Source organism: Burkholderia sp. D-99, from assembly GCF_011605345.1.
GTDB lineage: Bacteria > Pseudomonadota > Gammaproteobacteria > Burkholderiales > Burkholderiaceae > Burkholderia.
Genome location: NZ_JAAOXM010000011.1, coordinates 94132 through 120236 on the forward strand (window position 1 = coordinate 94132; position 26105 = coordinate 120236).

The window sequence follows — 26105 nt, forward strand, 5'->3', positions numbered from 1 at the left end:
GCCCGATGCCCGGTGCCCGATGCCCAGTGCCCAGTGCCCAGTGCCCGGTGCTCGATGCCCGATGCCCGATGCCCGATGCCCGATGCCCGATGCAGTCATCGTCACGCCAACCGTCGTGATCTCACGCGACTCGGCCGCATAAAAGAAAACGCCACGGACTATCATCCGTGGCGTTTTCGTTTCCGCATACAGCCGGTTCGAAGGACAGGCGCGATGGCCGCGCCTGCCCTTCCTTTCGCTTACCCGTTCGTCGCTGCTGCCGACGCAGGCGCAGGAGCGGCCGCCTTGTCGTAGTCGACCGGCGCATCCGGCGCGCGCGGCGTCTCGCCGGCCCGCTGGACCCAGCCGCCGCCCAGTGCACGGTACAGATCGACCAGGTTCGTCCAGCGTGCGAGGCGCGCGCTGATCAGCGTCTGCTGTGCCGAGTACAGATCCGTCTGCGCAGTCAGCACCGACAGGTAGCTGTCGACGCCGTTCTTGTAGCGCAGGTCCGACAGGTCGAAACGTCGCTGCTGCGCGTGCTCGTTGCGCTCGAGCGCCGCGATCTGCTGGTCGTACGTGCCGCGTGCGGCCAGGCCGTCCGACACTTCGCGGAATGCCGACTGGATCGCCTTCTCGTAGTTGGCGATCTCGATGCGCTTCTGCACGTGCGCGAGATCGAGGTTCGCGATGTTCGACCCGCCCTCGAAGATCGGCAGCGCAATACTCGGCGCAAACGACCACGCCGCCGTGCCGGCCTTGAACAGGCCGCCCAGCGTCGGGCTCGAGGTGCCGAACGCGGCCGTCAGCGAGATCTTCGGGAAAAACGCCGCGCGCGCCGCGCCGATGTTCGCGTTCGCGGCCAGCAGCGTCTGCTCGGCCTGCATCACGTCGGGGCGACGCGTCAGCAGGTCAGACGGGAGGCCTGCCGGCACATCCGTCAGCAGGTTCTGCGCGTCGAGCGGCATGCCCGCCGGCAGGTCGTCCGGCAGCGGCTCGCCGATCAGCAGCACCAGATAGTTCAGCGCCTGTGCACGCGCACGCGCCTGTTGCTGCTGGTTCGCGAGCGCCGTCTCGACCACCGTCTGCGCCTGACGCAGCTCGAGCTCGGAACCTGTGCCGTTGTCGAACTGCAGCTTCGTCAGGTCGTACTGCGCCTGGGCGGACTTCAGCGTGTTCTCCGTGACCTGCAACAGGTCGTCGGTCGACAGCAGCGTCAGGTACTGGTCAGCCACCGACGACACCAGCGAGATTTCCGACGCCTGCCGTGCGTACGCGGTCGACAGGTACTGCGCGAGTGCCTGGTCCTTCAGGCTCTGCACGCGGCCGAACAGGTCGAGTTCCCACGAAGCGGAAAGCCCGACGTTGTAGGCGCGCGAGATCAACGGCGCCTGCGTCGTCGATACGCCGGCCGGATAGCGCTGGATGTTGCCCGTACCCGTACCGTTCAGCGTCGGGAACAGGCCCGCGCGCGTGATCTGGTACTGCGCGCGCGCCGCCTCGATGTTCAGCACCGACACGCGCAGGTCGCGGTTGTTTTTCAGCGCGATCTCGATCAGCCGCTGCAGGCGCGGATCGACGAAGAACTCGCGCCAGCCGATGGCGGTCGCCGCCTGGCCGTTCGCGCTGCGCGCGCCGGCAGCGCCCGGCTGCGTCGCGTAGACGCCGCCGGCCGGGTACGCCTGTGCGACGGGCGCGTCGGGCCGCTTGTAATGCGGGGCCATCGTGCAGCCCGTGGCAAAGAGCGCGACCGCGATTGCAGTCAAAGCGTGTTTTTGCATCATCACTGTCCCTTGTTGCCTTCGTCGCCGTTGCCCGGCTTCTCTTCGTGGTGCGAGTGCTCCTGAGCCAGGCGCAGCGCCTCGTCGACGTCTTCCTTCTCGCCGCTGAAGATCGCACGGATCTTCACGAAGAACATCGGGATCATGAAGATCGCGAGGAACGTCGCCGTGATCATCCCGCCGATCACGCCCGTACCGATTGCGTGCTGGCTCGCCGAACCCGCGCCGTTGCTGATTGCGAGCGGCATCACGCCGAGAATGAACGCGAGCGACGTCATCAGGATCGGACGCAGCCGCAGGCGCGCCGCTTCCAGCGCGGCCTCGATCGGCCCCATCTTCTCCGTCTGCTGCAGTTCGCGCGCGAACTCCACGATCAGGATCGCGTTCTTCGCCGACAAGCCCACGGTAGTCAGCAGGCCGACCTGGAAGAACACGTCGTTTTCCAGACCGCGCATCGTTGCCGCGAGCAGTGCGCCGATCACGCCGAGCGGCACCACCATGATCACCGAGAACGGGATCGACCAGCTTTCATACAGCGCCGCCAGACACAGGAACACGACGAGGATCGAGATCGCGTACAGGATCGGCGCCTGCGAACCGGACTGGATTTCCTGGAACGACAGGCCGGTCCACGAATAGCCGATACCGACCGGCAGTTTCTTCGCGAGCCCTTCCATCGCGGTCATCGCCTGGCCCGTCGACTTGCCCGGTGCGGCCTGACCCTGGATTTCCATCGCCGATACACCGTTGTAGCGCTCGAGCTTCGGCGAACCGTACGTCCAGTGACCGGTCGAGAACGCGCTGAACGGCACCATCCCGCCCGAACTGTTGCGCACGTACCAGATGTTCATGTCTTCCGGCGTCATCCGGAACGGCGCATCGGCCTGCACGTAGACCTTCTTGATCCGGCCGTCGACGTCGAGGAAGTTGTTCACGTACTGCGACGCCCACGCGATCGAGAACGTCTGGTCGATCGCAGCGGCCGTCACGCCGAGCGCATTCGCCTTCTCGCGGTCGATGTCGACCTTGTACTGCGGCGTATCGTTCAGGCCGTTCGGGCGCACGCCCTGCAGCGTCGGATCCTTCGAGGCCATCCCGAGCAGCTGGTTACGCGCGGCCATCAGCGCATCGTGGCCAAGACCCGCGTTGTCGGTCAGCTCGAAGTCGAAGCCGGCAGCGGTACCGAGTTCAGGAATCGACGGCGGGTTGAACGGGATCACGATCGCGTCCTTGTAGCCCGCGTAGCGCCCGAACATCCGGCCGATCAGCGCCTGCACCTTCTGGTTCGCATGCTGACGCTGCGAGTAGTCCTTCAGGCGCACGAACACGAGACCGGAGTTCTGGCCACGGCCCGCGAAGCTGAAGCCGTTGACCGTGAACGCCGATTCGACGATTTCCTTCTCGTCCTTCAGCAGGTAGTCGGAAATGTTCGCGAGCGTCTTCGCGGTCGTTTCCTGCGTCGAACCCGACGGCGTCTGCACGATCACGAACATCAGGCCCTGGTCTTCATCGGGCAGGAACGACTTCGGCAGGCGCACGAACAGCAGCCCGACCGCGACGATCACGACCAGATAGATGATGAGCCAGCGCCCCGAGCGCTTGATCACGTGGTGCACGCCGACGTGGTACTTGTCGCGGCTGTTGTTGAACGTGCGGTTGAACCAGCCGAAGAAACCCTTCTTCTCTTCGTGATGCCCTTGCGGGATCGGCTTGAGGATCGTCGCGCACAGTGCCGGCGTCAGAATCAACGCGACCAGCACCGACAGCACCATCGCCGACACGATCGTCAGCGAGAACTGACGATAGATCGCGCCGACCGACCCGCCGGAGAACGCCACCGGCACGAACACCGCCGACAGCACGAGCGCCACGCCGACGAGTGCGCCGGTGATCTGGCCCATCGCCTTGCGGGTCGCCTCCTTCGGTGACAGGCCCTCTTCCGCCATCACCCGCTCGACGTTCTCCACCACCACGATCGCATCGTCCACCAGCAGGCCGATCGCGAGCACGAGGCCGAACATCGACAGCGTGTTGATCGAGAAGCCCACCATCGACATGATCGCGAACGTGCCGAGCAGCACGACCGGCACCGCGATCGTCGGGATGATCGTCGCCCGCAGGTTCTGCAGGAACAGATACATCACGAGGAACACCAGCACGATACCTTCGAGCAGCGTCTTGACCACTTCCTCGATCGACAGCTTCACGAACGGCGTCGTGTCGTACGGGTACTTCACGACGAGGCCGTGCGGGAAGAACGGTGCCAGTTCGTCGATCTTCGCGCGCACGGCCTTCGCGGTCGCGAGGGCGTTCGCGTTGGTCGCGAGCTGGATACCGAGTGCCGCGGTCGGCTGACCGTTGTACTTCGTGTCGAAGTTGTAGTTTTCGCCGCCGAGGCCGATCTGCGCGACGTCCTTCAGGCGAACCTGCGAGCCGTCCTGGTTGACCTTCAGCAGGATGTTGCCGAACTGCTCGGGCGTCTGCAGCAGCGTCGATTCGGTGATCGTCGCCTGCAGCACGGTGCCCGGCGTAGCCGGCGTGCCGCCGATCTGGCCGCCCGCGATCTGCACGTTCTGCGCGGTGATCGCGGAGCTGACGTCGACCGGCGTGAGGCCGTAGTTCGTCAGGCGGTTCGGGTCGAGCCAGATCCGCATCGCGTACTGCGAGCCGAACAGCGTGACGGTACCGACGCCGTTCAACCGGCTGATCGGGTCCTTCACGTGCGACGCCACGAAGTTCGCGAGGTCGTACTTGTTCATGCTGCCGTCTTCGGAGTTGAAGGCGAGCACCAGCAGGAAGCTGCTGCTCGACTTCGTCACCGACAGACCAAGCTGCTGCACGACCTGCGGCAGGACCGGCGTCGCGAGCGACAGCTTGTTCTGCACCTGGACCTGCGCGATGTCGGCGTTGGTACCCGGCGCGAAGGTCAGCGTGATCGTCGCGTTGCCCGAGTCATCGCTCGTCGACGACATGTACAGGAAGTTGTCGAGACCGCTCATCTGCTGCTCGATCACCTGCGTCACCGTGTCTTCCACCGTCTTCGCGGAAGCGCCCGGGTAGTTCGCCGTGATCTGGATCGATGGCGGTGCGATCGTCGGATACTGCGAGATCGGCAGCGTGAAGATCGCTGCAACCCCGGCCAGCATCAGGATGATGGCGATCACCCACGCGAAGATCGGGCGATCGATAAAAAACTTTGCCATGAAACAGGCTCCCTGTTATTGCGCGCTCGAAGCAGCGGCAGCACTCGCCGGCGCGGCACCCGATGCGGCAGCACCGGAAGCGGCAGCGGCGCCGGAACCGGCAGCGGCCGGCGCGGCGGAGGCGGCAGCAGCACCCGGTGCGGCAGCGGCCGCCGGTGCGAGCTGCGCCGCGACCGTCTTCACGGTCGCACCCGGGCGCACCTTGTCGACGCCCTGCACGATCACGTGATCGCCCGCTTCCAGACCGCCTTCGACGACCCAGTTCTGGCCCTGCATGCCCGTCGTCTTCAGCGGACGCGGCTCGACCTTGTTGCTGGCGTTCACGACCATCGCGATCGCCTGGCCCTTCTGGTCATGCGTCACGCCGATCTGCGGCACCAGGAACGCGTTCTCGTTCACGCCTTCCTCGATCCGTGCACGCACGAACATGCCCGGCAGCAGCACGCGGCCCGGGTTCGGGAAGACCGCGCGGATCGTCACCGAGCCGGTGGTCTGGTCGACCGTCACGTCCGAGAACTGCAGCTTGCCGGCCTCCGAATAGGTCTTGCCGTCTTCCAGGATCAGCGACACCTTCGCCGCGCCCGGGCCGCTCGTCTTCAGGCGGCCGCTCTGCACGTCCTGGCGCAGCTTCAGCCCTTCGAGGCTCGACTGCGTGAGGTCCACGTACACCGGATCGAGTTGCTGCACCGTCGACATCAGCGTCGCCTGGCTCGCCTGCACGTACGCGCCCGGCGTCACCTGCGAAATGCCGACGCGGCCGGTGATCGGCGAAACGACATCGGTATAGCCCAGGTTGATCTGCGCGGTATCGACCGCCGCCTTGCCGGCCGCGACGTCCGCCGCGGCCTGGCCCTGCGTGGCCACCGCGTTGTCGTAGTCCTGCTTGCTGACCGCGTTCGCGGCCACCAGCACCTTGTAGCGTGCAACCAGCGCGTTCTGCGTGACGAGGTTCGCCTGCGCCTTCGCGAGCGTCGCCTTTGCGCTGTTCAGCGCGGCGATGTAGGGCGCCGGATCGATCTTGTAGAGGCGCTGACCGGCCTTGACGTCGGTGCCTTCGGTGAATTCGCGGCGCAGCACGATGCCGTCGACCCGCGCGCGCACCTGCGCGACGAGGAACGCACTGGTGCGGCCCGGCAGGTCGGTGAAGACCGGTACGGCTTGCGGCTGGACGGTGACGACGCCGACTTCCGGCGTTTGCGGCGGCGGTGCCGATTCTTTTTTCCCGCACGCGGCCAGGAAAACGGCGGCCGTCGCGACAGTGATTAAGCGGTATGGAACCCGTTCGACGCGCATGGAGCGACCTCTGTGTATAACCAATGGAATAAGTGCCGCACCCGACCGGAGCGAGCGCAACACGGATGCGCCTCACGGCGCAGATCGAACACCTGAAATACTGGACTGCTAGATACAGCAAGCGGCACGAAACCTCCGTGCCGACAGGTTGCCCCGCAACTGCGGACTGGTACTTTGGCGGGAATCAGCAGAGTGGGATATTAACTGATTGCCACTTGGGTCATTCGATCGTAGGGTGGTATTGTATATACATTCATGAATGTATGTAAAAAGCCCGTTTATGCGCCGCCGGCTGTCCAGTCTTACGAATTGTTACCAGCCGCAAGCATAGCCAGTCTATATGACTGCGACGAGGGTTGCAGACCCTATATTCACCTACGATCGATCCAATCAGGCCTGCACATGGTCAGACGTACCAAGGAGGAGGCGCTCGAGACGCGCAACAGCATTCTCGACGCCGCCGAACACGTGTTCTTCGAGAAGGGCGTGTCGCACACGTCGCTCGCGGACATCGCACAGCACGCCGGCGTGACGCGCGGCGCGATCTACTGGCACTTCGCGAATAAAAGCGAGCTGTTCGACGCGATGTTCGACCGCGTGTTTCTGCCGATCGACGAGCTGAAACGGATGCCGCTCGACGCGCCGGGCGGCAATCCGCTCGACAAGATCCGCCAGATCCTGATCTGGTGCCTGCTCGGCGTGCAGCGCGACGCGCAGTTGCGGCGCGTGTTCAGCATCCTGTTCATGAAGTGCGAATACGTCGCGGACCTGGAGCCGCTGCTGCAGCGCAACCGCGCGGGGATGAGCGAGGCACTGCACGCGATCGACGCCGACCTCGCGGGGGCGGTGCGGCTCAAGCTGCTGCCCGAGCGACTCGATACGTGGCGCGCGACGCTGATGCTGCACACGCTCGTCAGCGGTTTCGTGCGCGACATGCTGATGCTGCCCGACGAGATCGACGCCGAGCAGCATGCGGAAAAGCTCGTCGACGGCTGTTTCGACATGCTGCGCTACAGCCCGGCCATGCTGAAAGACGGCGAATGACCGCGCGGCGAGCGTTCGCCCGCGGTCTTCGTTTCATCGGGCGGCGCGCCAACCTCGCCAGCGCACTGCCCGCGCCCGCTTCTCCCCGCCCTGCTCAGGCCGCCTTCGCGCGCTGCGCGCGGGCCCGCCGGTTCGACGCGGCGACCGAATCGCGCTTTGGCATCGGCGCATCGGCCAGTCCCGCGATCCACGCATCGGTGGACATCACGGCCGCGAAATTCGACTGGAACACCACCGTGTACGCGCGGTGAATCTCCTCGGCGCTCGCCGCGCCGGCTTCGTTCTCGTATGGCAGCGCGCCCGTCGCGTCGTCCAGGTACTCGACATTCAGCCCCGCATGCGCCGCGTGATAGACCGTCGACGCATTGCAGTTGTGCGTCATGTAGCCGGCCACCGCGAGCGTGTCGATCCCGCGTGCATCGAGCCACGCAGCAAGATCGGTCCCGGCAAACGCGCTTGCCTGCGCCTTCTCGATCAGGTGCGCGTACGGCCGGCCGGCGACGACCGCGTGCAGTGCGACGCCGTCGGTGCCGGGCGCGAAGATCGGCGCGCCGGCAGGCGCGACGTGCTGGACGACGATCACGGGCACGCCGGCCGCATGCGCGGCATCGATCGCGCGGCCGATGTTCGCGAGCGACACGTCGAGCGGCGGATACTCGATCGGGAGGTTGCCCGTCACGTACTCGTTCTGAACGTCGATCACGATCAGCGCGCGGCGGGAAGCCGGACGGGAAGCCGGACGGGAAGCGGAACGGGAAACGGAATGCGGGACGGCGTTCGACATGGCGGGCTCCTGGTCCGGGGGCGCGGCCCCGCCCCGGAACGGGGCGGCCAGCGGCGCGATGCGATGCATTGTCGGGGGACATCGCTCACGCGGACAGTGGCCCGATAGCCATTCTTCGATAGAATCGGGCCATCGCCCATCCTGAGCCCGCCATGACCGCCGCCGTCTCGCCCACCCCGCCCGTTCCGACCGTCGTTGCCGTGATCGCGTACGACGGCATCAGCCCGTTCCACCTGTCGGTGCCGTCCGTCGTGTTCGGCAAGGAACGCGACGCGGCCGCCTCGCCCGCGTTCGAGTTCCGCGTCTGCTCGGCCGAGCGCGGCCCGCTGTCTACGACGGGCGGCTTCACGATCACCGCGCCATACGGGCTCGACGGGCTAGACGACGCGGACATCGTCATCGTGCCGGCGTGGCGCGACCCGGACGAAGCGCCGCCCGACGTGCTGCTCGACGCCGTCCGCGCCGTCGCCGCGCGTGGCGCGCAGCTCGTCGGGCTGTGCCTCGGCGCGTACGTGCTTGCCGCGGCCGGCCTGCTCGACGGCCGCCCGGCCACCACGCACTGGGCATGGGCCGACGACTTCGCGCAACGCTTTCCGCGCGTGAAGCTCGATCCGGACGTGCTGTACGTGGACGACGGCAACCTGATGACGTCGGCGGGCACGGCCGCGGGGCTCGACTGCTGCCTGCACGTCGTGCGGCGGCGCTTCGGCTCGGACGCCGCGAACCAGATCGCGCGCCGCCTCGTGATCCCGCCGCACCGCCAGGGCGGGCAGGCGCAATACGTGCCGCAGCCGGTCGCCGCGCACCCGCGCGATGCGCGGCTCGCGGGGCTGCTCGACTGGGTGCGCGCGCACCTCGACGCCGCGCACAGCGTCGATTCGCTCGCCGAACGCGTGCTGATGAGCCGGCGCACGTTCACGCGCCACTTCCGCCAGGCGACCGGCACGACCGTCACCGCGTGGCTGCAGGCCGAGCGGCTCGCGCGTGCGCAGCATCTGCTGGAAACCACCGGGCAATCGATCGATGCGATCGCGCAGGCGGCCGGCTACGGGTCGAGCGTATCGCTGCGCCAGCATTTCGCGGGCGCGCTCGGCACGTCTCCGTCGGCGTATCGAAGGGAATTTCGCGGCGCCGGAACCGGCGCCGATGCCGGGCGGTAATGCGCCGCGGCGGGCGGACCTTGCAGCGGAACCGGCCGGCCGCTCAGCCGCCGTTGATCCAGCGCGCCGCGTAAAGCAGCAGCGCGACGAAGACGATCATCGCGGCCCACCCCCAGACGGGCACCGTGCCGGAGCCGCGATGCGGGAGCGCGCTGGCCGCACGCCCGGTCAGCGCGCCGCCGAGGTGCGACGGCAGCGAACGCTTCGTCGCGGCCACCAGCGACGCCGGCCGCAGGAACACATGCTGGCGCCGCGGCGCGGCCGAGCGCGCGCGATTCGGTGCGAGACCGTGCTTCGCCTGTACGACCGCGCAGAATTCACGGAAGAAATCGTCGGTCCATTCGCGCAATGTATTTTCGATCTGCCGCCCCGGCAGCTCGGTGAGCGGGCCGCTCGCCGTCGCCCAGACCACGTACTCGATGCGCGTGGCGTTCGCATCGTCGTCCTGCATCAGCACGAGTTCGACCTGGCCGCGCAGCGCGCCGAGTCCGTCGGCCCGCGCCTTGAAATTGAGCACGCGGCGCGGCTGCCCTTCCGCGTCGCCCTGCTCGGCAGCCGCATGCGCACGCACGTCGTAGCGGGCGCGCAGCGGGCCGAGCGGCACCGTGATCGTCAGCGCGAACTCGCCGTCCGCAAGCTTCACGAAGGATTCGCAATGGTCGAAGCTCGCGCGCAGCAACGCGAGATCCTCGAACGCCTCCCGCACGACGGGCGGCGCGAGCGGTATGCGTAACGTGTCGTTCAGTTCCATGACGCCTCCCCGATGAACGTGCACCGCATCAGGACGTCTCGACGAGACTGTCGATCCGTGCAGCGTCGAAGGCGACGTAGTGCGCGAGCGCCGACGCAGCCGCCTTCGGTTCCTCGTAACTCCATGCGGCGTTCTCGATCACGCCGTCTTCCGTCTGCAAGTCGAAGTGCACGGCCTCGCCCCTGAACGGACAGGCCGACGTGACACCTGATTTCACGAGCCGGCGCATGTTGACGTCGCGGCGCGGCAGGTAGTGGGTGTCCGGCAGGCCCGTTTCGCGCACGGTCAGCGCGCCGTGCGAATCGGCGTACGTGATGCCACGATGGATCACGCGCACGCGATGACGGTTCGGCACGATTTCGAGACGTGGGTCGGCTGCGTCGGACATCGTTTCTCCTTGGGGCGGCACGGCCAAGCCGGGCTCAGGAAACGAAAAAGCCACGGCACGGGTGCCGTGGCTTTCATTATGGGCGAAACCGCAGCCGAATGCGCGCCCCCGGCCGGAGCCGCGCGCGGCGGGCTACTGCGCGCTCCACTGAAACGCAGCCTTCGCGCCGCCCTTCGAGCCGACCGTGACGGCACGGGATTCCTCGTTGCCCTGGTACGACGCATGCACCGTATAGCGGCCCGGCGGCACCTTCACGAGCATGTACGGCCCGCGCGCGTCGGTCTTCAGCACCTCGTCGCCCTTGCCGTCGACGATCCGCACATGAACGTCGGCCAGGAACTCGCCGCCCTTGCCGGTGAAACGCAGCGCCATCGGCCATTTCGGCTCGTTGCGCTGGAACGCCGTCGATTCGTCCTGCCCGACGCCGCCGGACACGAAGGTGACGTCGCCTTGCTGGCGCGCGGCGGGCAAGCCGTCCGACTGCGCGTACGCGCCGGTCGCGCCGGCGGCGAGGCCGGCGGCCAGCGCCGCGGCGACGGCAAATCGGGACACGTTGCGTAGATATTGCATGGCTCTCTCCTTGGGGTCGGAACACATACAGGGCGCTGCATCGTGCGATCGAACCTCGGCGGCGCCCGCCGCGGCCGGCCAGGCCGGCCGTCGGCCGTGGCCGGTCAGCTCAGGTCGACCGGCACGAAGATCTGTGCATTATCGCGCTGGATCAGCAGAGCAAGACTGTTGCCCGCACCTTTGACCGCGTCGCGCAACTGCTCGGGGCTCGTGACCGGGCGGCCGTTGACCGCGAGGATCACGTCGCCGGGCTGGATGCCCGCGTTGGCGGCCGGCCCGCCGGCCTGCTGCACGATCAGGCCGTGCGACAGGTTGTCGGCGCTGCGCTCCTGCGGCGACAGCGGACGCACCGCGACGCCCAGGCGCCCCTGCTCGACGGGTCCGCCGTCATTCGACGCGAGCTTCGCGTCGGCCATTGCGCCGAGCGTCACGCTGATCGACTTCTTCGACTTGTCGCGCCAGATCTGCAGGTCGGCCTTCGAGCCCGGCTTCAGGTTCGCGATCTGCGCGGGCAGCGACGTCGAATCGGCAACCGGCGAGCCGTTGACCGACAGGATCACGTCACCCGGCTGCAGGCCGGCCTTCGCGGCCGGGCCGTTCGGATCGACCGAGCTGACGAGCGCGCCATCCGGCTTCTGCAGTCCGAATGAGCTCGCGAGCGTCTGGTTCAGCCCCTGCACGGCTACGCCGAGGCGGCCGCGGCTCACGTGGCCCGTCTTCACGAGCTCGTCCTTTACCTTGATCGCCTCGTTGATCGGGATCGCGAACGACAGGCCCTGGAAGCCGCCCGTCTGCGAATAGATCATCGAGTTGATGCCGATCACCTCGCCCTGCAGATTGAACAGCGGGCCGCCCGAGTTACCGGGGTTCACCGGCACGTCGGTCTGGATGAACGGCGTGTAGTTCTCGTCCGGCAGCGCGCGCGACTTCGCGCTGATGATGCCCGACGTGACCGTGTTGTCGAAGCCGTACGGCGAACCGATCGCGACGACCCACTGGCCGACCTTGCTCTGCGCCGGGTCGCCGATCTTCACGGTCGGCAGGCCGCTCGCGTCGATCTTCAGCACCGCGACGTCGGACTGCTTGTCGGCACCGACGACCTTCGCCTTGTATTCGCGCTTGTCGGTCAGCTTGACCGTGACGACGTTCGCGCCGTCGATCACGTGCGCATTGGTAAGGATGTATCCGTCGGAGCTGATGACGAACCCGGAACCGAGGCTCGCGCTCGGCTGGTCGTCCGGCTGTGCGTCGCCGCCCATGCCCGGCACCTGGCCGTAGAAATGCTTGAAGAACTGGTAGAACGGGTCGCTCGGGTCGATCGGCAGTTGCGGCTGCTGCACGCGCCGCGACACCTGCTTCACGACGTGCTTCGCGCTGATGTTCACGACCGCCGGGCCGTAGGTCTCGACGAGCCCGGAGAAATCGGGGATGCCGGTCTTGGCGGCCGCCTCGGCCGGCATCAGTGCGGCAGCCTGCGCGGGCGTGATGATCTGCGGATCGGCGCGGCGGGTGCCGGCGACATAACCGGCGGACAGGGCGGCCGCCACGGCGACCGCGACGGCGCCGCGCGCAAGGAATCGGGTGTTCATCGTAGGACCTCCTCTTTGTTAGGACGCAGCGTAACGACCCTGACTTAAAGGAGGCTTAATCAGCCTTAAGCGGGGCTTAAGCGGCCGCCGGCGCCCGCCCGGCGGCGTTCTTCACACGGATTCGGACGGCTGCGGCGCCTCGGTCGGCATCTCGGCATCGCGGAACACGACGCTGACGAGCAGGCCGCCCGCGGCCGCGTCGCCGAGCGACACCGTCGCACCCTGCTGCGCCGCCACGCGCTTGACGATCGCGAGCCCGAGCCCGCTGCCCGCCACGTCGGTGCGCGCCCGCGCGGAGCTGTCGCGGTAGAAGCGGTCGAACACGCGCTCACGCTCGTCGGCCGGGATGCCGGGCCCGCTGTCGCCAATCTGGACGCACGCGCGGCCGGCCGCGTCGCGGGTCAGCGACACGTCGATGCGACCGCCGTCCGGCGTGTATTTCACCGCGTTGTCGAGCAGGTTGCCGAACATCACGCGCAGCGCGCCGACGTCCGCGACGACGCTCGCCGCGCGCGTCTCCTCGAAGCCGAGATCGATGTCGCGCCGCTGCGCGAGCGGCGCAAGCGCGGCCACGCATTCGGCGAGCAGTGCCTGCAGGTCGACCGGCTCGCGCATCGTCGCGCCATCGGGTTCGGCGCGTGCCAGCGCAAGCAGTTGCTCCGTGAGACGCGTCGCACGCGACACGCCATCCTGAAGATCCGCGACCGCCTCGCGGCGCGATGCGTCGTCCTTCGCGCGGGCGACGAGTTGGGCCTGGATCTGCACGGCTGCGAGCGGCGTGCGCAGTTCGTGCGCGGCATCGGCCACGAAGGCCTTCTGCGTGTCGAGCGCGGCCGACAGCCGCGCGAGCAGCCCGTTCAGCGCCCGCACGAGCGGCTGCACCTCGAGCGGCAGGCGCGCATCGGGCAGCGGATCGAGCGCTTCCGGCCGGCGCGCCTCGACCGCGCGCGTCACACGGCCGAGCGGCGCGAGCCCGCGCCCGACGATCACCCACACGGCCGCGCCGAGGAACGGCAGCAGCACGATCAGCGGCCACAGCGTGCGCAGCGCGACGTTCGCCGCGAGCCGGTTGCGCACCGACAGCGGCTGCGCGAGCTGCACGACGTTGTCGCCGACGATCGCACCGTACACGCGCCATTCGCCGCGATCGGTGCGCTCGGTCGAGAAACCGAGCTCCGCGCGCGGCGCGATCGGCGCACGCGGATGCGAGAAATACATCAGCACGCCGTTGCGGTTCCAGATCTGGATGACGATGCCTTCGTCGCCGTTGGTGCGCGAGCCGAACACCTGCGAGAACGGCTCGGACGGCAGCGCCGCGGCGATTTCCTGCAACTGGTAGTCGAACAGTTCGTTCGCCTCGGCGAGCGCCTGCCGGTAGATGAGCCAGCCCGCGATGCCCACGCCTGCGACAACGATCGCGAGCAGCCAGATCAGCAATTGATGACGAATCGACCTCACGCGTCAGCTTTCCTTGACGACCATGTAGCCGAGCCCGCGCACGTTGCGGATCAGGTCCGAGCCGAGCTTCTTGCGCAGCGCGTGGATGTAGACCTCGACCGTGTTGCTGCCGATCTCCTCGCCCCAGCCGTACATCTTCTCCTCGAGCTGGCTCTTCGACAGCACCGCGCCGGGCCGCGCGAGCAGCGCTTCGAGCAACGCGAACTCGCGCGCGGACAACGCGACGGGCACGCCGTCGAGCGTCACCTGGTGCGAAGCGGGATCGAGCGTCAGCGCGCCGTGGCGGATCAGCGACTCGCTGCGCCCCGCCTGGCGGCGGATCAGTGCACGCATCCGCGCGCCGAGCTCGTCGAGGTCGAACGGCTTGACGAGGTAGTCGTCGGCGCCCGCGTCGAGGCCCTTCACGCGATCGGCAACCGCGTCGCGCGCGGTGACGATCAGCACCGGCAGCGCCAGCCCGCGCGCGCGCAGCGTACGCAGCACGTCGATACCGTCGCGCTTCGGCAGGCCGAGATCGAGCAGCAGCAGGTCGTACGTCTCGCCGCCGAGCGCCGTCAGTGCGGCGTCGCCGTCCTGCACCCAGTCGACTGCAAAGCCGTCCGAGCGCAGCGCCTTGCGCACGCCTTCGGCAATCATTCGATCATCTTCGACAAGCAGTATCCGCATCGGGACAGGCATCCATGGGGCGAGTCAAACACGGCGACCATTGTAGCGCCGCGAACCGTGCGCGCGGCACCGTGCAATGCAACAGAAAGGCGGATTGCAAGGGGGCTGTCCGGACTTGTCTCTACAATGTGCGCTTTGGCGCCGCGCGCGCCCTGCCCGAACGTCGTGCTTCTCCCGTATTCGCTCATGCCGATTTCCGATCTTTCCACCCGGTTCGCCCCCCGCGCCCGCGTCTGCCTGCGGGCGGCCGCCATCGTCGCCACCTGCACCGCCCTCGCCTTCGCACCTGCCGCGCAGGCCCGCAAGAAATCCCACAAGGAAGCACGCAAGACCACGGTCGTGTCGCCGGCCGCGCGCGCGGCCGGCCTGCCGGCGTCCGTGCTCGTCGCGCTGCAGCGCGCGAAGGTGCCGGCGTCGGCAATGAGCGTCGTCGTCGAGCGCGTCGGCGATCCGGAACCGCTGATCGCGTGGAACGCGAGCCGGCCGATGCTGCCTGCATCGACGATGAAGCTCGTGACGACCTTCTCGGGCCTGTCGATCCTCGGCCCCGACTACCGCTGGCGCACGACCGCCTACACGGACGGCACGATCGACCCCGACGGCACGCTGCAGGGCAACCTGTACATCAAGGGCACCGGCGATCCGAAGCTCGTGCCCGAAGAGCTGATCGACCTCGTCGACAAGCTCCGCAAGGCCGGCGTCAAGCGCGTGGCCGGCGGCCTCGTGCTCGACAAGAGCTACTTCGCGGCGTCGACGCGCGATCTCCCTTCGTTCGACGACGATGCGAGCGCGCCGTACAACGTCGGCCCCGATCCGCTGCTGTACGCATTCAAGGCCGTGACGTTCACCGTCACGCCGGGTGACGACGGCAAGGTGGCCGTCGACGTGCTGCCGCCGCTCGCGGACCTGTCGATCGACAACCAGCTGGTCGAAGGCACCGGCTCGTGCAGCGCGGCCGCCGCGGCCGCGCGCCCGACGCTGACGGCCGGCAGCGGGATCATGACCGCATCGTTCGCCGGCGACTATCCGCTGCGCTGCGGCGCGCACACGACCAACCTCGCGATCCTCGATCACACGACGTTCTTCGCGCGCGGCTTCCTCGCGCTGTGGCAGCAGGACGGCGGCACGATCACGGGGCCCGTGAGCGAAGGCAAGGTGCCGACCACCGCGCGGCCCCTGGCCGTGCATCACAGCCCGGTGCTCGGCAGCATCGTCTACGACATCAACAAGTTCAGCAACAACGTGATGGCGCGCAACCTGTTCCTGACAATCGGCGCGGTCGGCGGCAAGCCGCCGGCGACGCCCGAACAGTCGAGCCGCGTGATTCAGGCGTTCCTGCAGAAGAACGGCATCGCGATGCCCGACCTCGTGCTCGAAAACGGCTCGGGCCTGTCGCGCGAAGAACACGTGAGCGCGCAGTCGCTCGCCGCGCTGCTGCAGGCCGCAAACGCGAGCCCCGTCGCGCAGGCCTTCGTCGATTCGCTGCCGATCGCGGGCATCGACGGCACGATGAAGAACCGCCTCACCAACGCCGGCGTGCTCGGCAACGCGCACATCAAGACCGGCACGCTGCGCGACGTGCGCGCGATCGCCGGCTACGTTGCCGGCGCCGACGGCCAGAGCTACATCGTCGTGAGCTTCATCAATAACGATCACGCGGAAGGGGCACGCGCCGCACACGACACGCTGCTCGAGTGGATCTACTCGGGCGCGCACTGACGAGCCGCGCACCGCTGCATGGCGCGGCACCGCCGGCCGCCGGCTCGCGCCGACTTGCGCCGGCCACGCGGCCGCACCGCGCAGCGGGTCGCCCCGGCGGGTAGCCGGGGCGGTCTGCAAGCGCCTCCGCACACGGAATCCCGCCCTCCCCGGTTTGAAACGGCAGCCGCCACCCGCGCGCGACACACCGCGCGCCAATCGCGCCCATAAAACAGGGCCACACCGCCCGGCCCCGTGCCGCGCGGCTTCCGTAGAAACCCTGTCCTCAGAGGGAACCCTCTACGCTGCCCCCTCGCCTAGCGCGTGGCGATTGCGTAGGCTGTTGGCCTGATCGATATCTACAACGGGCCATACGCCCGGCCTCAAGGCTTGCAGGGGAAAGAAGGAGACACGCCCATGCGATTCGACGTCGAATTGCTTCTGCTCGCGCTGGCGCCCGTCTTCCTGCTCTGCATCGCGTGGGAGGCCTGGCACCTCGCCCGCACTCGTGCGCAGGACCATGTCTATGCGTGGCGCGATACGCTGTGCAACGCGGCGCTCGCGCTGATGCACCAGGGCGCCGACAAGATCGCGTGGCTGTTCGTGATCCCCGTCTACGCGTATTGCTACCGGCACTACCGCCTGTTCACGTGGCACGACGGCTGGCTGTCGTTCGCGGTGCTGTTCGTCGCGCAGGATTTCCTCTACTACGTGTTCCATCGCGCGAGCCATCGCGTGCGCTGGCTGTGGGCCGCGCACGTCGTGCACCACTCGTCCGAGCGGATGAATTTCTCGACCGCGTTCCGCCAGAGCCTGATGTACCCCGTCGCGGGAATGTGGGTGTTCTGGCTGCCGCTCGCGTTCGTCGGCTTTCCGCCGCAACAGGTCGTCGGCATCGTGCTGATCAACCTCGCGTTCCAGTTCTTCGTGCACACGCAGGCGATCGGCAAGCTCGGCTGGCTCGAATACGTGCTGAACACGCCATCGATCCACCGCGCGCACCATGCGCGCAATCCGCGCTACATCGACCGCAATTACGCAGGCGTCCTGGTGATCTGGGATCGCCTGTTCGGCAGCTATGTCGAGGAAATGCCCGACGATCCGCCGCAGTACGGGATCGTCGAGCGGCTCGGCTCGAACAACCCGCTCGTCGCGACGTTCCACGAGTGGGTATCGATGGCCGGCGACGCGTTGCGCGTCAACGGCTGGCGCAACAAGCTGCGCGCGATTTTCGGCCCGCCCGAATGGGCGAGCGCTTATCATGCGCAGATTGCCGAGGCCGCGAACCCCGATCCGCGCACCGTGCCGCTTGCGGCTGCGCGAGACCAATAAACCGTTTCAGCCAACGGCCGCCGCGCAGCCCGGAACCGAGCAGGCACGCGGCAGATGAGAAACACATCAGGCCATATCTACGAGGAGATCGAACGATGCAGACACAACAACACGCACCTTCCCGCACCCGGCAGCGCATGCTGCGCACCGCGCAAGTCGCGATCGCCGGCGCCGCGCTCGCGCTGCTCGCCGCTTGCGGCGGCGGTGACGACAACAACAGCAACAACGCATCGAACACGCCGCCGTCGGGCGTGAAAATGCAGATCGTCTCGTTCGGCGACAGCCTGTCCGACGCCGGCACCTACTCGCAGATCAAGCTCGGCTTCGGCGGCGGCCGCTTCACGACCAACCCGGGCCAGGTGTGGACGCAGAACGTCGCGCAGTACTACGGCGACACGCTGCAGCCCGCGAACCAGGGCGGGTTCGGCATTCCGCTGCAGGCCACCGGCGGTCTCGGCTACGCACAGGGCGGCGCACGCGTGACGCTGCAGCCGGGCATCGGCCATGCGGACGCGAGCGTGCCGAACGCCGATTACGCGCAGGCAACCACGACGCCGATCGCGACGCAGCTCACGCAATACCTGCAGCAGCATGGCAGCTTCAACGCGAACCAGATCGTGCTGCTGAACGGCGGCGCGAACGACATCTTCTACCAGGTCGCCGCGCTGCAAGCCGGCGCGATCACGCCGACGCAGCTGCAGCAGAACATCGGCGCCGCTGCGCAGCAGCTCGCGGGTGTCGTGCAGCAGATCGTCGCGTCGGGCGCGACGCACGTGTTCGTGTCGAACGTGCCCGATATCGGCGGCACGCCGCTCGCGCTCCAGGGCGGTTCGCAGACGACCCTCACGCAACTGTCGATGCTGTTCAACGGCACGCTCGCCGCGACGCTGCAGGCGCTCAAGGTCGACACGACCAAGTACGCGCTGCTCGATACGTTCACGTGGCAGGACGGCATCCTCGCGAACTACAAGGCGAACGGCTTCAGCGTGTCGAACACCGACACCGCGTGCAACCTGAAGGCAATGGTCCAGGCTGCCACGCAGTACGGCGTCGCGAACGCGACCGCATTCGGTTCGTCGCTGTTCTGCTCGCCGCAGACCTACACGGTCGCAAACGCGGATCAAACCTACATGTTCGCCGACACGGTCCACCCGACAACGCGCCTGCATGCAATGTTCGCGCAGTTCGTCGAACAGCAGATCGCGAAGTCGGGCGTCGGCAAGTAAGCCGCCGGCCACGCGCCCAAACAAAAACGCCCGACCGGTTCGCCGGTCGGGCGTTTTTCATTCCTGAGTTGCGATGAGCGTCAGTCGCGCGCTTCGAACGCGGCCGCCGCGCGGCCGAGACGATCGTTGACCGCGATCCATTCGACGGTCTCGGGCAGCTTCTCGACGAGAATCCGCGCGACCTGCGCGCGGTCGAGCGCGCGCAGCATCCCGTACAGGTCGCGCGCATACGCCTGCGGATCTTCCGGCGCCGCGACGAAATGCACGCCATCGGCCTGCGCCCAGCGTCCCGCGCGCGACGCACGGGCGACAAGCGCGACGCGTTCGCCGTCGGTCTGCGCGGCCGCCAGCACCGGCTCGAGCGCATCGAACGGCAGCAGCGCGAGCGGCGTGCGCGGTGCGTAATGCGCTTTCAGCGTGCCCGATGCGCGCGGCGCGGTGGCGTCGCTGCCGTCCGGCAGCTTCGGCGCGCGGCCGAGCACGTCGGCGATCTGCTGCGGCGTCACGTGGCCCGGGCGCAGCAGCGCCGGGAAACCGCGCGACAGGTCGAGAATCGTCGATTCGATGCCGACTTCGGACGCGCCGCCGTCGAGCACGTGCACGGTGTCGCCGAATTCGTCGCGCACGTGCTGTGCGGTGGTCGGGCTCACATGGCCGAACCGGTTCGCGGACGGCGCGGCCACGCCGCCATGCCCGCCGCGCCGCGCGCTGAACGCGGCCAGCAGCGCCTGCGCGACCGGATGCGACGGGCAGCGCAGCCCGACCGAATCCTGGCCGCCGCTCACGGCGTCCGGAATGCGCGCATGACGCTTCAGGATCAGCGTCAGCGGGCCCGGCCAGAATGCATCGATCAATGCCTGCGCATCGGCCGGCAGATCGTCGGCCCAGTAACCGGGATCGCCGCCCGGCGGCAGGTGCACGATCACCGGATGATTCGCGGGCCGCCCCTTCGCCGCGTAGATGCGCGCGACGGCCTCGGGATTCGCGGCGTCGCCGCCAAGCCCGTAGACGGTTTCGGTCGGAAAAGCGACGAGCTGGCCCACGTCGAGCAACGCGGCGGCCGCGTCGACCTGCGCGGCCGTCACGGCGTTCGGGAGATCGATGGACATCGGCCGGCGCCTCAGTCGAGCGGCACGCGCAGCAGCTGCGCGCACGCGGTGGCCGCGGCAACGGCTTCGTCGCGCGTTTCGGCCGTGAAGTTCACGTGGCCCATCTTGCGGCCGACGCGCGCGTCTTCCTTGCCGTACAGGTGCAGGTGCGCGGCCGGCATCGCGGCGACCGTGTCCCACGGCGGCGTGACGGCATCGGCCGCCGCACCGTTCGGGAACCACACGTCGCCGAGGATATTCAGCATCGCGGCCGGCGAATGCTGGCGCGGGTTGCCGAGCGGCATGCGTGTCATCGCGCGCACCTGCTGCTCGAACTGGCTCGTTGCGCACGCATCGACCGTGTAGTGGCCGGAGTTGTGCGGGCGCGGCGCCATCTCGTTCGCGACGAACGAACCGTCTTCCAGCACGAAGAATTCAACGCACAGCACGCCGACGTAGCCGAGCGTATCGGCGATCCGCACGGCGGCCTGCTGCGCCTCTTCGACGCGCGCGGCATCGGCGGCCGGCGCGGGCACGACCGTCAGCGCGAGGATGCCGTTGTGGTGTGCGTTCTGCGCGAGCGGGAACGCGGCCGAGCGGCCGTCCGCACCGCGCGCGATCAGCGCCGACACTTCGTATTTCAGCGGCAGGCGCTTCTCGAGCACGCACGGCACGCCGTTCAGTGCCGCATGCGCATCGCGCGCTTCCTGCGCGGTGCTCACGCGCACCTGGCCCTTGCCGTCGTAGCCGAGGCGCGCCGTCTTCAGGATGCCCGGCAGCACCGCGTCGAGCGCGGCATCGTCGAGCGCGGCGAGCGCCGCCGACGATTCGATCACGACGTGCGGCGCAACGGGCACGCCCGACGCTTCGATGAAGCGCTTCTCCGCGATCCGGTCCTGCGCGACCGCGACGCAGCGGCCGGCCGGCGCGACGAACGTCGTGCGCGCGAGGAAATCGAGGCTCGCGGCCGGCACGTTCTCGAACTCCGTCGACACCGCATCGCACAGGTCGGCCAGTTCGGCGAGCGCGGCTTCGTCGTCATACGCCGCGCGCAGGTGGCGGTCGGCGACCGCGCCGGCGGGGCTCGTCGGATCGGGATCGAGCACGGCGACGCGATAGCCCATCGACTGGGCGGCAAAGCAGAACATGCGGCCGAGCTGGCCACCGCCGACCATGCCCAGCCACGCGCCGGGCAGGATCGGGGAAACGAAATCAGGAGTTGCGGTCATGTCAGTGGTCGGTCGCGGCGGGCGCTGCCCGCCGCAGTGGGGAGGTCAGGCAGCCGCGAGAAGGCAGTGCGGCCACCGGTGCGCCGTCATTCCAGCGGCGGCAGCACCATCGCGTGCGCGGCTTCGTTCTGGCGCACGCGGAACGCGGCGAGCCGGTTCGCATAGTCGACCGAGTTGCCGGACAGGATCGACACCGCGAACAGCGCGGCATTCGCGGCGCCGGCCTCGCCGATCGCGAACGTCGCGACCGGCACGCCCTTCGGCATCTGCACGATCGAGTGCAGCGAATCGACACCCTTCAGGTACTTGCTCGCGACCGGCACGCCGAGCACCGGCACCGTGGTTTTCGCGGCCAGCATGCCGGGCAGGTGCGCGGCGCCGCCGGCGCCCGCGATGATCGCGCGCAGCCCGCGCTCGCGCGCCTTCTCCGCATAGTCGAACATCTCGTCGGGCATCCGGTGCGCGGACACGACCTTCGCTTCGTACGGTACGCCGAATTCCTGCAGGATCGCGACCGCGTGCTTCATCACGTCCCAGTCGGAACTCGAACCCATCAGCACGCCGATGAGCGGCGCGCTGTGCGTGTGGGCAGTCTGGATTTCACTCATTTCGTCAGTTCCTGTCGACCAGAGTTGGTGCTTCAGCACTTACTCTGGTCCCATGCAAAGCGGTCGACCAGAGTTGGTGCTGAAGCACTTGTGTCGGCCGGAGTGAGTGCTTCAGCACTGACTCCGGCCCCATGCTTCGCATCTGGTCCCATGCAAAGCTCGCTCAGGCGAGCGACTGGCCCGTGATGCGCTCGAGCGCTTCCTGGTACTTCGCGGCCGTCTTCTCGACGACGTCGGCCGGCAGCGCCGGCGCCGGCGCTGTCTTGCCCCACGGCTGCGTCTCGAGCCAGTCGCGCACGAACTGCTTGTCGAACGACGGCGGGTTCGTGCCGACTTCATACTGGTCGGCCGGCCAGAAGCGCGACGAATCGGCGGTCAGCACTTCGTCCATCAGGTACAGCTGGCCGTGGTTGTCGAGGCCGAATTCGAACTTCGTATCGGCGATGATGATGCCGCGCGTCGCCGCGTAGTCGGCCGCTTCCTTGTACAGCTTGATCGAGATGTCGCGGATCGTTGCAGCCAGTTCGGTGCCGATGCGGCGCTCGGTTTCCTCGAACGTGATGTTCTCGTCGTGCTCGCCCATCTCGGCCTTCGCGGCCGGCGTGAAGATCGGCTCGGGCAGCTTCTGCGCGTTCTGCAGGCCTTCCGGCAGCTGCACGCCGCACACGGCGCCCGACGCCTGGTATTCCTTCCAGCCGCTGCCGGCCAGGTAGCCGCGCACGACCGCTTCGATCATGATCGGCTCGAGGCGCTTGACGACCACGCCGCGGCCCTTCACCTGCTCGACCTCGTCGGCCGCGACGACCGCTTCCGGCGCGTCGCCCGTCAGGTGGTTCGGCACGATGTGCGCGAGCTTGTCGAACCAGAAGTTCGCCATCTGGTTCAGCACGCGGCCCTTGTTCGGAATCGGCTCGCCCATCACCACGTCGAATGCCGACAGGCGATCGGTCGTGACGATCAGGAGCTTGTCGTTGCCGACCGCGTAGTTATCGCGGACCTTGCCGCGACCGAGGAGCGGCAGCGAGCGGAGCGTGGATTCGTAGAGGGTAGACATCGTCTTTTCGCAGATAAGGAGCCAAACAAAAAGGGAAACGCCGTTCCCCGCGGCAGGCGGGAACGGCGGTCTTGCAATACGTCGGCGAACCGGCCGGGCAGCAGTGCCCGGGCGGTTGCCGGCCGGCCCTCGTTCGGCCGGACAGAGCGGCTGCCCGGGGCCGGATCAGATCCGGCCGGGCGGCCCACCCTGCCCGATCGCAGAATCGGGCGGGGCAATCGTACTACAGTCTCAGCGCACGACCTGCGCGAGCGCGCCGGACTTGTACTGCTCGGCGATCTTGTCGAGCGACACCGGCTTGATCTTGCCGGCCTGGCCTTCGCAGCCGAACGCGAGGTAGCGGTCGACGCAGACCTGCTTCGCCGCTTCACGTGCGGGCTTCAGGTAGTCGCGCGGATCGAACTTGCCCGGGTTCTCGAACAGGTAGCGGCGGATCGCACCGGTGATCGCGAGACGCAGGTCGGTGTCGATGTTGATCTTGCGCACGCCGTGCTTGATGCCTTCCTGGATTTCCTCGACCGGCACGCCGTAGGTTTCCTTCATGTCGCCGCCGAATTCGCGGATCTCGGCCAGCAGTTCCTGCGGCACCGACGACGAACCGTGCATCACGAGGTGGGTGTTCGGGATGCGCGCGTGGATTTCCTTGATGCGCTGGATCGACAGGATGTCGCCCGTCGGCTTCTTCGAGAACTTGTACGCGCCATGCGACGTGCCGATCGCGATCGCGAGTGCATCGCACTGCGTGAGCTTCACGAAGTCGGCGGCCTGCTCCGGATCGGTCAGCAGCTGCTCGCGGGTCATCGTGCCTTCCGCGCCGTGACCGTCTTCCTTGTCGCCCTTCATCGTCTCGAGCGAGCCGAGCACGCCGAGTTCGGCTTCGACCGTCACGCCGATCGAGTGCGCCATCTCGACGACCTTGCGCGATACGTCGACGTTGTACTCGTACGACGCGACCGTCTTGCCGTCGGCTTCGAGCGAACCGTCCATCATCACGCTCGTGAAGCCGCTGCGGATCGCGCCCATGCAGACCGCCGGCGACTGGCCGTGATCCTGGTGCATCACGACCGGGATGTGCGGGTACGACTCGACTGCTGCTTCGATCAGGTGGCGCAGGAACGGCTCGCCCGCGTACTTACGGGCGCCGGCCGATGCCTGCATGATCACGGGCGCGCCGACCTGGTCCGCCGCCGCCATGATCGCCTGGACCTGCTCCAGGTTGTTCACGTTGAAGGCCGGCAGGCCGTAACCGTGCTCTGCCGCGTGGTCCAGCAATTGACGCATTGATACGAGAGGCATTGTGGAACTCCTTGGAATGAAAACCGGTGCGCCCTGACGCCGGCGCGGCGCTCGCTCCCGTTCGAACCCGGGGTGGCGCGGCGCGGCTGAGCGTCGAATAGCCGCATTTTATCGCGAAGCGCCTCCGATTCCGACCGCCCCGTGGCGCCGACTCGCAATTTGTTACGTTCGCACGGCACAATGCGGGCAAAAAAGAGAAAAAAAGCCGCGCGGGGCTTCGGACCCCACGCGGCTTTCGCGTGAAAAACGGTGCCGGATCGAGTTTTCAGCCGATCCGGACGGACGGCCCGCAGGCCGGCCCGATGTTCAGCCGGCGCTCAATAGTGCTCGCCGACCCGCACGATCTTCAGCGTGTTGGTGCCGCCCGCCTGCCCCATCGGCTCGCCGACGGTCAGCACGACCATGTCGCCGTGCTGCACGTAGCCCTGCTTGACGACGATCTCGAGCGCGGCCTGCAGCGCCGAATCGCGGTCGCTGTTGAAGTCGACGTGCAGCGGCGTCACGTTGCGGTACAGCGCCATCGTGCGCTCGCTGCCGACGCGCGGCGTCAGCGCAAAGATCGGCACGTGCGTGTAGTGACGCGACATCCACAGCGCGGTCGCGCCCGATTCGGTCAGCGCGATGATCGCCTTCGCACCCAGGTGGTACGCGGTGAACAACGCGCCCATCGCGATCGACTGGTCGATCCGGGTGAACGTGCGGTCGAGGAAATCCTTGTCGAGTTCGACGTGTTCCGACTTTTCCGCTTCGACGCACACGGCCGCCATCGTCTCGATCGTGACGACCGGGTACTTGCCGGCGGCCGTCTCGGCAGACAGCATCACCGCATCGGTGCCGTCGAGCACCGCGTTCGCGACGTCCGACACTTCCGCGCGGGTCGGCACCGGTGCGTAGATCATCGATTCCATCATCTGCGTCGCGGTGATCACGAGCTTGTTCGACTCGCGCGCCATCCGGATCATCCGCTTCTGCAGCGCCGGCACGGCCGCGTTGCCCACTTCCACCGCGAGGTCGCCGCGCGCGACCATGATGCCGTCGGATGCGTCGAGGATGCTCTGCAGCGCCGGGATCGCTTCCGCGCGCTCGATCTTCGCGATCATCTTCGGCTTGATACCGTACGGCGCGCCCGCGATATTCGCGAGCTGACGCGCCATTTCCATGTCGGTCGCGTTCTTCGGGAACGACACCGCGACGAGGTCCGCGCCGAGCGACATCGCGGTGCGGATGTCTTCCATGTCTTTCGCGGTCAGCGCCGGCGCCGACAGGCCGCCGCCCTGGCGGTTGATGCCCTTGTTGTTCGACAGCTCGCCGCCCACCTTGACGGTCGTGTGGATCTCGTCGCCGAGCACGCGCTCGACGGTCAGCACGATCAGGCCGTCGTTCAGCAGCAGCAGGTCGCCCGGGCGCAGGTCGCGCGGCAGTTCCTTGTAGTCGAGGCCGACACGCTCGTCGTTGCCGAGCTCGCAGGCGGCGTCAAGGATGAAAGGCTGCCCCGGCACGAGCGTGGTCTTGCCGTTCTCGAACTTGCCGACGCGGATCTTCGGGCCCTGGAGGTCGGCCATGATCGCGATCTCGCGGCCAACCTTGCGGGCGGCCTCGCGCACCATCTCGGCGCGCTGGCGGTGATCGTCGGCCGTGCCGTGCGAAAAATTGAGCCGCACGACGTCGAGGCCCGCCTGCATCATCTGCAGCAGAATCTCCGGCGAACTGGAAGCCGGGCCGATCGTGGCGACTATCTTGGTGGCGCGCTGCATGAAACTCCTCATCTGGATCAAGGTGGATGCGCTGGGTGAAACGCTGCGAGAGCCGGAAGCGGCAGGCCCAGCGGCGGCCGTTCCGGGGGGCGTGCCGGTGCTTGCGCCCGGCATCGCTTTGTTCTGAATCTCGTGGTGCTGGTCGGCCGCGTCG

Annotated in this window: 22 protein-coding genes; 6 read left to right on the top strand and 16 right to left on the bottom strand. The window is 67.7% G+C overall.

Annotation, left to right across the window (positions count from 1 at the left end; all coding sequences use genetic code 11):
* Positions 1 to 239 precede the first annotated feature (239 nt).
* From HAV18_RS30020 to HAV18_RS30030, 3 genes are read right to left on the bottom strand one after another with little or no spacing between them, the layout of a single operon-like run.
* On the bottom strand, positions 240 to 1763 hold the full coding sequence (locus HAV18_RS30020) for an efflux transporter outer membrane subunit (protein WP_166963372.1): 1524 nt from the start codon (positions 1761 to 1763) through the stop codon (positions 240 to 242).
* Positions 1763 to 4963, bottom strand: a complete 3201-nt coding sequence (gene bpeB, locus HAV18_RS30025; protein ID WP_166963374.1) for an efflux RND transporter permease BpeB — start codon at positions 4961 to 4963, stop codon at positions 1763 to 1765. The genes HAV18_RS30020 and bpeB overlap by 1 nt, the downstream gene beginning before the upstream one ends.
* A 15-nt stretch (positions 4964 to 4978) precedes the next feature.
* The gene (locus HAV18_RS30030; protein ID WP_166963376.1) at positions 4979 to 6256 is read right to left on the bottom strand and encodes an efflux RND transporter periplasmic adaptor subunit; all 1278 of its coding nucleotides are present in this window, start codon (positions 6254 to 6256) and stop codon (positions 4979 to 4981) included.
* A 402-nt stretch (positions 6257 to 6658) separates the two neighbouring features.
* Between HAV18_RS30030 and HAV18_RS30035 the strand changes: the two genes are divergently transcribed.
* On the top strand, positions 6659 to 7300 hold the full coding sequence (locus HAV18_RS30035; protein ID WP_166963378.1) for a TetR family transcriptional regulator: 642 nt from the start codon (positions 6659 to 6661) through the stop codon (positions 7298 to 7300).
* A 94-nt stretch (positions 7301 to 7394) separates the two neighbouring features.
* On the opposite strand, the gene HAV18_RS30040 is transcribed toward HAV18_RS30035, so the two are convergent.
* Positions 7395 to 8084: a cysteine hydrolase family protein gene (locus tag HAV18_RS30040; RefSeq protein WP_166963380.1), complete on the bottom strand. Its 690-nt coding sequence runs from the start codon at positions 8082 to 8084 to the stop codon at positions 7395 to 7397.
* Positions 8085 to 8236: 152 nt separating this feature from the next.
* Here HAV18_RS30040 and HAV18_RS30045 point away from each other — a divergent pair, with 152 nt between their 5' ends.
* The gene (locus HAV18_RS30045; RefSeq protein WP_166963382.1) at positions 8237 to 9244 is read left to right on the top strand and encodes a helix-turn-helix domain-containing protein; all 1008 of its coding nucleotides are present in this window, start codon (positions 8237 to 8239) and stop codon (positions 9242 to 9244) included.
* Between the two features lie 43 nt (positions 9245 to 9287).
* Here the strand turns inward: HAV18_RS30045 and HAV18_RS30050 are convergent, their stop codons facing one another.
* The 6 genes from HAV18_RS30050 to HAV18_RS30075 all read right to left on the bottom strand — a co-directional run bounded on the left by HAV18_RS30050 (position 9288) and on the right by HAV18_RS30075 (position 14666).
* Positions 9288 to 9995, bottom strand: a complete 708-nt coding sequence (locus HAV18_RS30050; RefSeq protein ID WP_166963384.1) for a CoxG family protein — start codon at positions 9993 to 9995, stop codon at positions 9288 to 9290.
* A 28-nt stretch (positions 9996 to 10023) separates the two neighbouring features.
* On the bottom strand, positions 10024 to 10383 hold the full coding sequence (locus HAV18_RS30055; protein ID WP_166963386.1) for a DUF427 domain-containing protein: 360 nt from the start codon (positions 10381 to 10383) through the stop codon (positions 10024 to 10026).
* Between the two features lie 132 nt (positions 10384 to 10515).
* Positions 10516 to 10953, bottom strand: a complete 438-nt coding sequence (locus HAV18_RS30060; RefSeq protein WP_166963388.1) for a carboxypeptidase-like regulatory domain-containing protein — start codon at positions 10951 to 10953, stop codon at positions 10516 to 10518.
* A gap of 104 nt (positions 10954 to 11057) precedes the next feature.
* Positions 11058 to 12542: a DegQ family serine endoprotease gene (locus tag HAV18_RS30065; protein ID WP_166963390.1), complete on the bottom strand. Its 1485-nt coding sequence runs from the start codon at positions 12540 to 12542 to the stop codon at positions 11058 to 11060.
* A gap of 111 nt (positions 12543 to 12653) precedes the next feature.
* The gene (locus tag HAV18_RS30070) at positions 12654 to 14000 is read right to left on the bottom strand and encodes an ATP-binding protein (protein WP_166963392.1); all 1347 of its coding nucleotides are present in this window, start codon (positions 13998 to 14000) and stop codon (positions 12654 to 12656) included.
* A gap of 3 nt (positions 14001 to 14003) precedes the next feature.
* Positions 14004 to 14666 carry a response regulator gene (locus HAV18_RS30075; protein ID WP_039360640.1) on the bottom strand — a complete coding sequence of 221 codons (663 nt, stop codon included), beginning with the start codon at positions 14664 to 14666 and terminating at the stop codon, positions 14004 to 14006.
* 186 nt (positions 14667 to 14852) lie between these two features.
* Here HAV18_RS30075 and dacB point away from each other — a divergent pair, with 186 nt between their 5' ends.
* The 3 genes from dacB to HAV18_RS30090 all read left to right on the top strand — a co-directional run bounded on the left by dacB (position 14853) and on the right by HAV18_RS30090 (position 18922).
* The gene (gene dacB / locus HAV18_RS30080; RefSeq protein WP_166963394.1) at positions 14853 to 16385 is read left to right on the top strand and encodes a D-alanyl-D-alanine carboxypeptidase/D-alanyl-D-alanine-endopeptidase; all 1533 of its coding nucleotides are present in this window, start codon (positions 14853 to 14855) and stop codon (positions 16383 to 16385) included.
* Between the two features lie 396 nt (positions 16386 to 16781).
* Positions 16782 to 17696, top strand: a complete 915-nt coding sequence (locus HAV18_RS30085; RefSeq protein WP_166963396.1) for a sterol desaturase family protein — start codon at positions 16782 to 16784, stop codon at positions 17694 to 17696.
* A gap of 95 nt (positions 17697 to 17791) precedes the next feature.
* Positions 17792 to 18922 (top strand): SGNH/GDSL hydrolase family protein, encoded by a 1131-nt coding sequence (locus tag HAV18_RS30090; protein ID WP_166963398.1) that lies wholly within the window; start codon positions 17792 to 17794, stop codon positions 18920 to 18922.
* 80 nt (positions 18923 to 19002) lie between these two features.
* Here the strand turns inward: HAV18_RS30090 and HAV18_RS30095 are convergent, their stop codons facing one another.
* From HAV18_RS30095 to pyk, 6 genes are all read right to left on the bottom strand, one after another.
* Positions 19003 to 20031: an L-threonylcarbamoyladenylate synthase gene (locus HAV18_RS30095; protein ID WP_166963400.1), complete on the bottom strand. Its 1029-nt coding sequence runs from the start codon at positions 20029 to 20031 to the stop codon at positions 19003 to 19005.
* 11 nt (positions 20032 to 20042) lie between these two features.
* Positions 20043 to 21239: a 5-(carboxyamino)imidazole ribonucleotide synthase gene (locus HAV18_RS30100; protein ID WP_166963402.1), complete on the bottom strand. Its 1197-nt coding sequence runs from the start codon at positions 21237 to 21239 to the stop codon at positions 20043 to 20045.
* An 86-nt stretch (positions 21240 to 21325) separates the two neighbouring features.
* On the bottom strand, positions 21326 to 21847 hold the full coding sequence (gene purE, locus HAV18_RS30105; protein WP_006477946.1) for a 5-(carboxyamino)imidazole ribonucleotide mutase: 522 nt from the start codon (positions 21845 to 21847) through the stop codon (positions 21326 to 21328).
* A gap of 163 nt (positions 21848 to 22010) precedes the next feature.
* On the bottom strand, positions 22011 to 22901 hold the full coding sequence (locus tag HAV18_RS30110) for a phosphoribosylaminoimidazolesuccinocarboxamide synthase (RefSeq protein ID WP_166963404.1): 891 nt from the start codon (positions 22899 to 22901) through the stop codon (positions 22011 to 22013).
* Positions 22902 to 23132: 231 nt separating this feature from the next.
* Entirely contained in the window at positions 23133 to 24197 is a 1065-nt protein-coding gene (gene fba, locus HAV18_RS30115) for a class II fructose-bisphosphate aldolase (RefSeq protein WP_047898922.1), read from the bottom strand.
* A 317-nt stretch (positions 24198 to 24514) separates the two neighbouring features.
* A complete protein-coding gene (gene pyk, locus HAV18_RS30120; RefSeq protein ID WP_166963406.1) occupies positions 24515 to 25951 on the bottom strand; it encodes a pyruvate kinase in 1437 nt (478 codons plus the stop codon).
* Here pyk and HAV18_RS40215 point away from each other — a divergent pair.
* The gene (locus HAV18_RS40215; RefSeq protein WP_021164118.1) at positions 25950 to 26078 is read left to right on the top strand and encodes a hypothetical protein; all 129 of its coding nucleotides are present in this window, start codon (positions 25950 to 25952) and stop codon (positions 26076 to 26078) included. The two genes, pyk and HAV18_RS40215, sit on opposite strands and share 2 nt — an antisense overlap.
* The last annotated feature ends 27 nt before the right edge of the window (positions 26079 to 26105 follow it).

Coding starts and splice junctions, on each gene's coding strand:
- HAV18_RS30020 (WP_166963372.1), bottom strand. CDS start 1,763: ATGATGCAAAAACACGCTTTGACTGCAATCGCGGTCGCGCTCTTTGCC.
- bpeB (WP_166963374.1), bottom strand. CDS start 4,963: ATGGCAAAGTTTTTTATCGATCGCCCGATCTTCGCGTGGGTGATCGCC.
- HAV18_RS30030 (WP_166963376.1), bottom strand. CDS start 6,256: ATGCGCGTCGAACGGGTTCCATACCGCTTAATCACTGTCGCGACGGCC.
- HAV18_RS30035 (WP_166963378.1), top strand. CDS start 6,659: ATGGTCAGACGTACCAAGGAGGAGGCGCTCGAGACGCGCAACAGCATT.
- HAV18_RS30040 (WP_166963380.1), bottom strand. CDS start 8,084: ATGTCGAACGCCGTCCCGCATTCCGTTTCCCGTTCCGCTTCCCGTCCG.
- HAV18_RS30045 (WP_166963382.1), top strand. CDS start 8,237: ATGACCGCCGCCGTCTCGCCCACCCCGCCCGTTCCGACCGTCGTTGCC.
- HAV18_RS30050 (WP_166963384.1), bottom strand. CDS start 9,995: ATGGAACTGAACGACACGTTACGCATACCGCTCGCGCCGCCCGTCGTG.
- HAV18_RS30055 (WP_166963386.1), bottom strand. CDS start 10,383: ATGTCCGACGCAGCCGACCCACGTCTCGAAATCGTGCCGAACCGTCAT.
- HAV18_RS30060 (WP_166963388.1), bottom strand. CDS start 10,953: ATGCAATATCTACGCAACGTGTCCCGATTTGCCGTCGCCGCGGCGCTG.
- HAV18_RS30065 (WP_166963390.1), bottom strand. CDS start 12,542: ATGAACACCCGATTCCTTGCGCGCGGCGCCGTCGCGGTCGCCGTGGCG.
- HAV18_RS30075 (WP_039360640.1), bottom strand. CDS start 14,666: ATGCGGATACTGCTTGTCGAAGATGATCGAATGATTGCCGAAGGCGTG.
- dacB (WP_166963394.1), top strand. CDS start 14,853: ATGCCGATTTCCGATCTTTCCACCCGGTTCGCCCCCCGCGCCCGCGTC.
- HAV18_RS30085 (WP_166963396.1), top strand. CDS start 16,782: ATGCGATTCGACGTCGAATTGCTTCTGCTCGCGCTGGCGCCCGTCTTC.
- HAV18_RS30090 (WP_166963398.1), top strand. CDS start 17,792: ATGCAGACACAACAACACGCACCTTCCCGCACCCGGCAGCGCATGCTG.
- HAV18_RS30095 (WP_166963400.1), bottom strand. CDS start 20,031: ATGTCCATCGATCTCCCGAACGCCGTGACGGCCGCGCAGGTCGACGCG.
- HAV18_RS30100 (WP_166963402.1), bottom strand. CDS start 21,239: ATGACCGCAACTCCTGATTTCGTTTCCCCGATCCTGCCCGGCGCGTGG.
- purE (WP_006477946.1), bottom strand. CDS start 21,847: ATGAGTGAAATCCAGACTGCCCACACGCACAGCGCGCCGCTCATCGGC.
- HAV18_RS30110 (WP_166963404.1), bottom strand. CDS start 22,901: ATGTCTACCCTCTACGAATCCACGCTCCGCTCGCTGCCGCTCCTCGGT.
- fba (WP_047898922.1), bottom strand. CDS start 24,197: ATGCCTCTCGTATCAATGCGTCAATTGCTGGACCACGCGGCAGAGCAC.
- HAV18_RS40215 (WP_021164118.1), top strand. CDS start 25,950: ATGAAACTCCTCATCTGGATCAAGGTGGATGCGCTGGGTGAAACGCTG.
- pyk (WP_166963406.1), bottom strand. CDS start 25,951: ATGCAGCGCGCCACCAAGATAGTCGCCACGATCGGCCCGGCTTCCAGT.